This window comes from Fuchsiella alkaliacetigena (genome assembly GCF_023227765.1).
Lineage (GTDB): Bacteria > Bacillota > Halanaerobiia > Halobacteroidales > Acetohalobiaceae > Fuchsiella > Fuchsiella alkaliacetigena.
Genome location: NZ_JALKBZ010000094.1, coordinates 1 through 4,465 on the forward strand (window position 1 = coordinate 1; position 4,465 = coordinate 4,465).

Annotated in this window: 5 protein-coding genes; 3 read left to right on the top strand and 2 right to left on the bottom strand. The window is 31.1% G+C overall.

The window, feature by feature from the left end; all coding sequences use genetic code 11:
* The first annotated feature begins 160 nt into the window (after positions 1–160).
* Positions 161–481 (top strand): HAD family hydrolase, encoded by a 321-nt coding sequence (locus MWH30_RS13500; protein WP_372494191.1) that lies wholly within the window; start codon positions 161–163, stop codon positions 479–481.
* A 10-nt stretch (positions 482–491) separates the two neighbouring features.
* Here MWH30_RS13500 and MWH30_RS13505 read toward each other — a convergent pair whose 3' ends face one another.
* Together MWH30_RS13505 and MWH30_RS13510 are read right to left on the bottom strand one after the other, a co-directional pair.
* Positions 492–1,958 (bottom strand): recombinase family protein, encoded by a 1,467-nt coding sequence (locus MWH30_RS13505; protein WP_248664623.1) that lies wholly within the window; start codon positions 1,956–1,958, stop codon positions 492–494.
* Between the two features lie 266 nt (positions 1,959–2,224).
* On the bottom strand, positions 2,225–2,380 hold the full coding sequence (locus MWH30_RS13510; protein WP_248664624.1) for a hypothetical protein: 156 nt from the start codon (positions 2,378–2,380) through the stop codon (positions 2,225–2,227).
* 329 nt (positions 2,381–2,709) lie between these two features.
* Between MWH30_RS13510 and MWH30_RS13515 the strand changes: the two genes are divergently transcribed.
* Together MWH30_RS13515 and MWH30_RS13520 are read left to right on the top strand one after the other, a co-directional pair.
* A complete protein-coding gene (locus MWH30_RS13515; protein ID WP_248664625.1) occupies positions 2,710–3,147 on the top strand; it encodes a helix-turn-helix domain-containing protein in 438 nt (145 codons plus the stop codon).
* A 10-nt stretch (positions 3,148–3,157) separates the two neighbouring features.
* Positions 3,158–3,604, top strand: coding sequence for a plasmid pRiA4b ORF-3 family protein (locus tag MWH30_RS13520; RefSeq protein WP_248664626.1), 447 nt, complete (start codon positions 3,158–3,160; stop codon positions 3,602–3,604).
* Positions 3,605–4,465: the final 861 nt, after the last annotated feature.

Genomic DNA, 4,465 nt, shown 5'->3' on the forward strand with positions numbered 1-4,465 from the left:
CTAATCCTTCGTAAACACTGCTATAATAAGTGTTTGCGTGGGGTCTGTTTACCTAGTAAGTGTCGAACTCGGGTTTTAGTCGTTGTCCTGTATTATTCTCTGGTAATTCTTTTGGGGATGGCTTAATTACTTCTTTAGTAGTTATTATTTTTGCATTTTTATCATGTTCGCACCTCCTCGGCCTGAAGCTAAAAGAGCCATTGCTCGTTGTAAAAAAGCTGGGATTAGACCGGTGATGGTAACTGGTGATCATAAGAATACGGCTCAAGCCATTGCTGAGGAGTTACGAATGTTAAATAAGGAAGATAGAGTGCTAACGGGTCGGGAATTAAAAGAACTTAGTGATGAAGAACTGAAAAGTGTAGTTCAAAAGGTGGGAGTTTACGCTCGGGTTTCCCCTGAAGATAAGTTGCGGATTGTAAATGTTTTACAGGAGCAAGGGGAAGTCGTAGCTATGACAGGAGAACCTATCATATCATAACAACAACACTTTACCACTTGAATGTCACCTCGAATATTTCTTTCTTCTTACTAACTCTAATTTGGTCTATAATCTTAATCAGAAAATTACGCTTAATAGCTATATCTATGTTATCATTTTCAAGAACATCTACTGTATTTTCTATTTCGCTTATAAACTTACTTTTATTTAGGCTATCTTCGTTTATTTTCTTTTCTATAGTTTTCAATTCTTTTTGTAATTGTTGTTTTTCTTTTTCTAAGTTACTTTTATGCTTTTCTAACTGGTCTAGGTTAATAACTCCTGCTTGATAAGCTTCTATTTGTCTATCAAATTGATCATCAAAAGAGTCTAATTTATTTTTAATTCGATTGTATTCTTCTTGTAATTTAGTTTTATCACTAGCATTGATACTTATGTTATCTAAGTTTATATGGCAATTTGAGACTTCTCTAAGGAATTCGATTAATTCATTTTCTAAAAATTCCATAGTATGAAAGTTAGAATAACAGTTTCCTTTCTTTTGATGCCTAGAACACCTAGCATAAGATCTAATAGACAAGGAGCCATCCTTTCTTTTTCTTCTTTTGACATGTCTTATCAAGCTACCACCGCATTCATAACATTTAATAAAACCCCTTAGAAGGTAATCTCCATATTTATTTCCAGTGCGTTTATTTTTTCGATCTTTGATAAGTTGTTGTGCTAGTTTGAAATCTTCTTTATCTATAATAGCTGGGTGGTTATTTGTTACTTTATTGTCCCCAAACTTGTAATGACCAATATAAGTTTCATTTTTGATAATATATAGTATGGCATGAGTGCTCCATTTCATTTTTCTATCGATAGACTTCTTTTTAGTTCCAGCTTCCCCAAACATATTTTCAGCATTTTTTGCTAATTCTCTAGAGATTTGCTTACTACCTTCTCCCTTGATATATTGGGAAAATATGTAACGAATTACTTTAGCTTCTGGCTCATATACTTCTAACTTTCCTTGAGAATTAATTATATAGCCGTAAGGAGGTTCTGAAACTACTTTACCTTCAGAGATTCTTTGTTCCATTCCTTTTTTAACTTCGTTTGATAGATTTTCAGAATAGAATTCAGCTACTGATTCTAATACTCCTTCCACCATTTTGGCGACTGGTCCATCGCCAAAATCTTCTTTTATTGAAATTACGTCTACGTCACAGTCTCTGCGTAATATTGACTTATAAACTATGCTATCTTCTCTGTTTCTAGCAAACCTATCTGTTTTGTGAATTAAAACTGCGTCATAATCATCTGGATTGTTTTTAATATCATTTATCATTCTTTGGAATTCCGGCCTGTCTGCGGTTCTAGCAGATTCTCCTCTGTCTACATACCTTTCTATCACATCGTAGTTATTCTCTACTGCATAGTTTTGTAGTTGTTTAATCTGGGCTTCTATAGATGAACCTTCTTCGGCTTGCTTAGTGGTTGATACACGAGCGTATATAACTGCTTTTTTCACATTATCACTCCTAAGTAAGTTATTTTATTATAACATTTTTTATATATTAGATTCAATGGTGATATAGAAACATTTAATTAGATAGAGTAATTCATTATCTTAATGGTTAAAAATGGTAGGCAGACAAAAAATAAATAAAAATTAGGTTAGTATGTACTTTTTAATTGTCGGATTATGAAAAAGCTATGTGAAGTAAGTAAATAAATAAATTAGAGGAATTTTCTTGTCCAAAACTTAGTTTAGGCTTGTCCATACGAGCTGGGAGATCAAGCTCCCAGGCATTCTTTAATCAATCTTTTTTCGGATTGGGTCATATTATCCCAATTTTTTAACTTATCCTTATATTTTTCGCAGAAATCTTCCAAGTCTAGAGGTTCATCCTCACCATCTTTATCCCATTTTGCTATTTTTTTATAGGCCATAAAAATCGCCTCCAGTACATCTTATTATATGACTAGGTTGTCCTATGCAGATTGATCTAGTTTTTTAGTCTTAAAAATATCATATCATTCAAAATGAAGTTTTTCAAGTTTTTTTAGAAAAAAAATTAATTTAATTGACATATTGACAGATGCAATGTATAATATAAGCAGAAAATTTAGAATTCTATTTTTTAATTTTTAAGCTACAACAGGCACTTAAGTTTTAATAATGGACTAAATAATATATTATAATACTGGAATAAAGAGAAGATAGATTATATAATTACAAATGAAACAGCTTAAAAATTATTTAGAGAGGGTGAAATAAAATGGGATCTTTTGAAGAAAGATTGCGCAAGTTACGCAAAGAAAAGGATATGTATCAAAAGGATTTAGCCGAAGAGATAGGGGTAGATGCATCGACGATAGCGGGCTATGAAAGTGGAAGAAGACTGCCACGTAATAAGAAATTGTTAATTAAAATTGCTGATTGTTTTGATGAAACTTTAGATTATCTATTTGGCAGAACAGATTTAAGAAAAGAGCAAGCTATAGCTTTTAACGAAGAATTAGAAAAATTATCTGATGAAGAAAGGGAAGTTTTAATTAAATTAATGCATAATGAGGATTTTAGAAATTTTTTAAATGAAAACAAGCATAAAGATACATTAAGCCTTGGAATAACAATTAAAATGTTGATGTTAATTGAAACAGGCTTTGAAAAGAAGAAGAAATTTACAGAAGAAAACTTTGATAATTTAGATTAAAATCAATCAATTGCATGAATTTAAAATAAGGAATCCTGATACTGAGAAAGAAACAGAAATTAGTTATCCAGATATGGATGGTGCTGAGCATTTTTTGATCAGTTGGGAAGAAAGGACTGCTGATTATTTTGATAGTCAAAATAAGGAAGTAACTTACATTTATGATTTTGGAGATTACTGGCAACATGAAATAGAGTTAGAAGAGGTTAATCCTGCTCAAGAGGGGAAGGAGTATCCAGTCTGCTTAGATGGAGCTAGAGCCTGTCCGCGAGAAGACTTCGGTGGAATTGGGGGCTATGAAAGACTATTAGCAGTATTAACTGATCCTGAACATGATGATTATGAAGATATGAAAAGTTGGGTCGGTAGTAATTATGATCCTGATTATTTTAAAGTTGAGGAAGTGGAGTTTGATGATCAGGAGAGAAGATTAAGTAGGTTAAAATTGGGTTGGTGATAAAACTCTATGGGCCAGTTAATTGTGGCTCCATAGGGTTTTTATTTGTTTAATCTTTTTCTTTATCTTTTATCAATTTAATGATTTCTAATAATAATTGGGATAACATCTATCAGCATTGAGTTAGTATGCTTATAATTCAATAGGATTTGTTAAATTTGGGTTATGTTATAGAAGGTTATCATTTTAATTTAGAACTGGTTAAGTCAGAGCTGGAAAAGGATGATTTAAAAAAGATAAAGAACAACCTAAAAAGGTTAGGTTTGATAGCAAAAAGATTTGCTTTGAAACGCAAAAATTTCGTTTCGAAGTATAAAAAATTGTGGTGTAATGACAGAGAGTACTACAGAGATTATTAACAGAAATAATAGATGAGTTAAGCAGGGTTTATGATGAGCAGAAATAAGATAAGCTTTTTAGGCAGATTATTAAGTGGAAATTGTCTTATTTGTTTATATTTTGTTTATCAAGCAGGATAATTTTGGAGTTATATAGTATTAATTAAATATGAAAGAATTTAATAAATTGGTTGTTAGTACATATCTACAGGTAATTAAGGAGTAAGTGACTAAAGTTGCTAGCTAAATGAAAAGAATCATTTTGTAAATTATTAGTTTTGACAGAACACATTTTCTTGGATTCATTTGGCGAAAATTAATCTATATATTTTGATAGCAATTTGAATCCACTATATTATTTCTTATCTTATAGTAAACAGGATATAGAAGCTTTAATTAAAAGTTGTGAGTTTTATTTTAGGAGTTATTCTTCAAGAACTTAACAATCTCTATGTGTTAGGATAGTTGTCGTAAGGACTAAATTCTGTGTATAATAAAGTAACGACAATAAATCCTAAGGAGA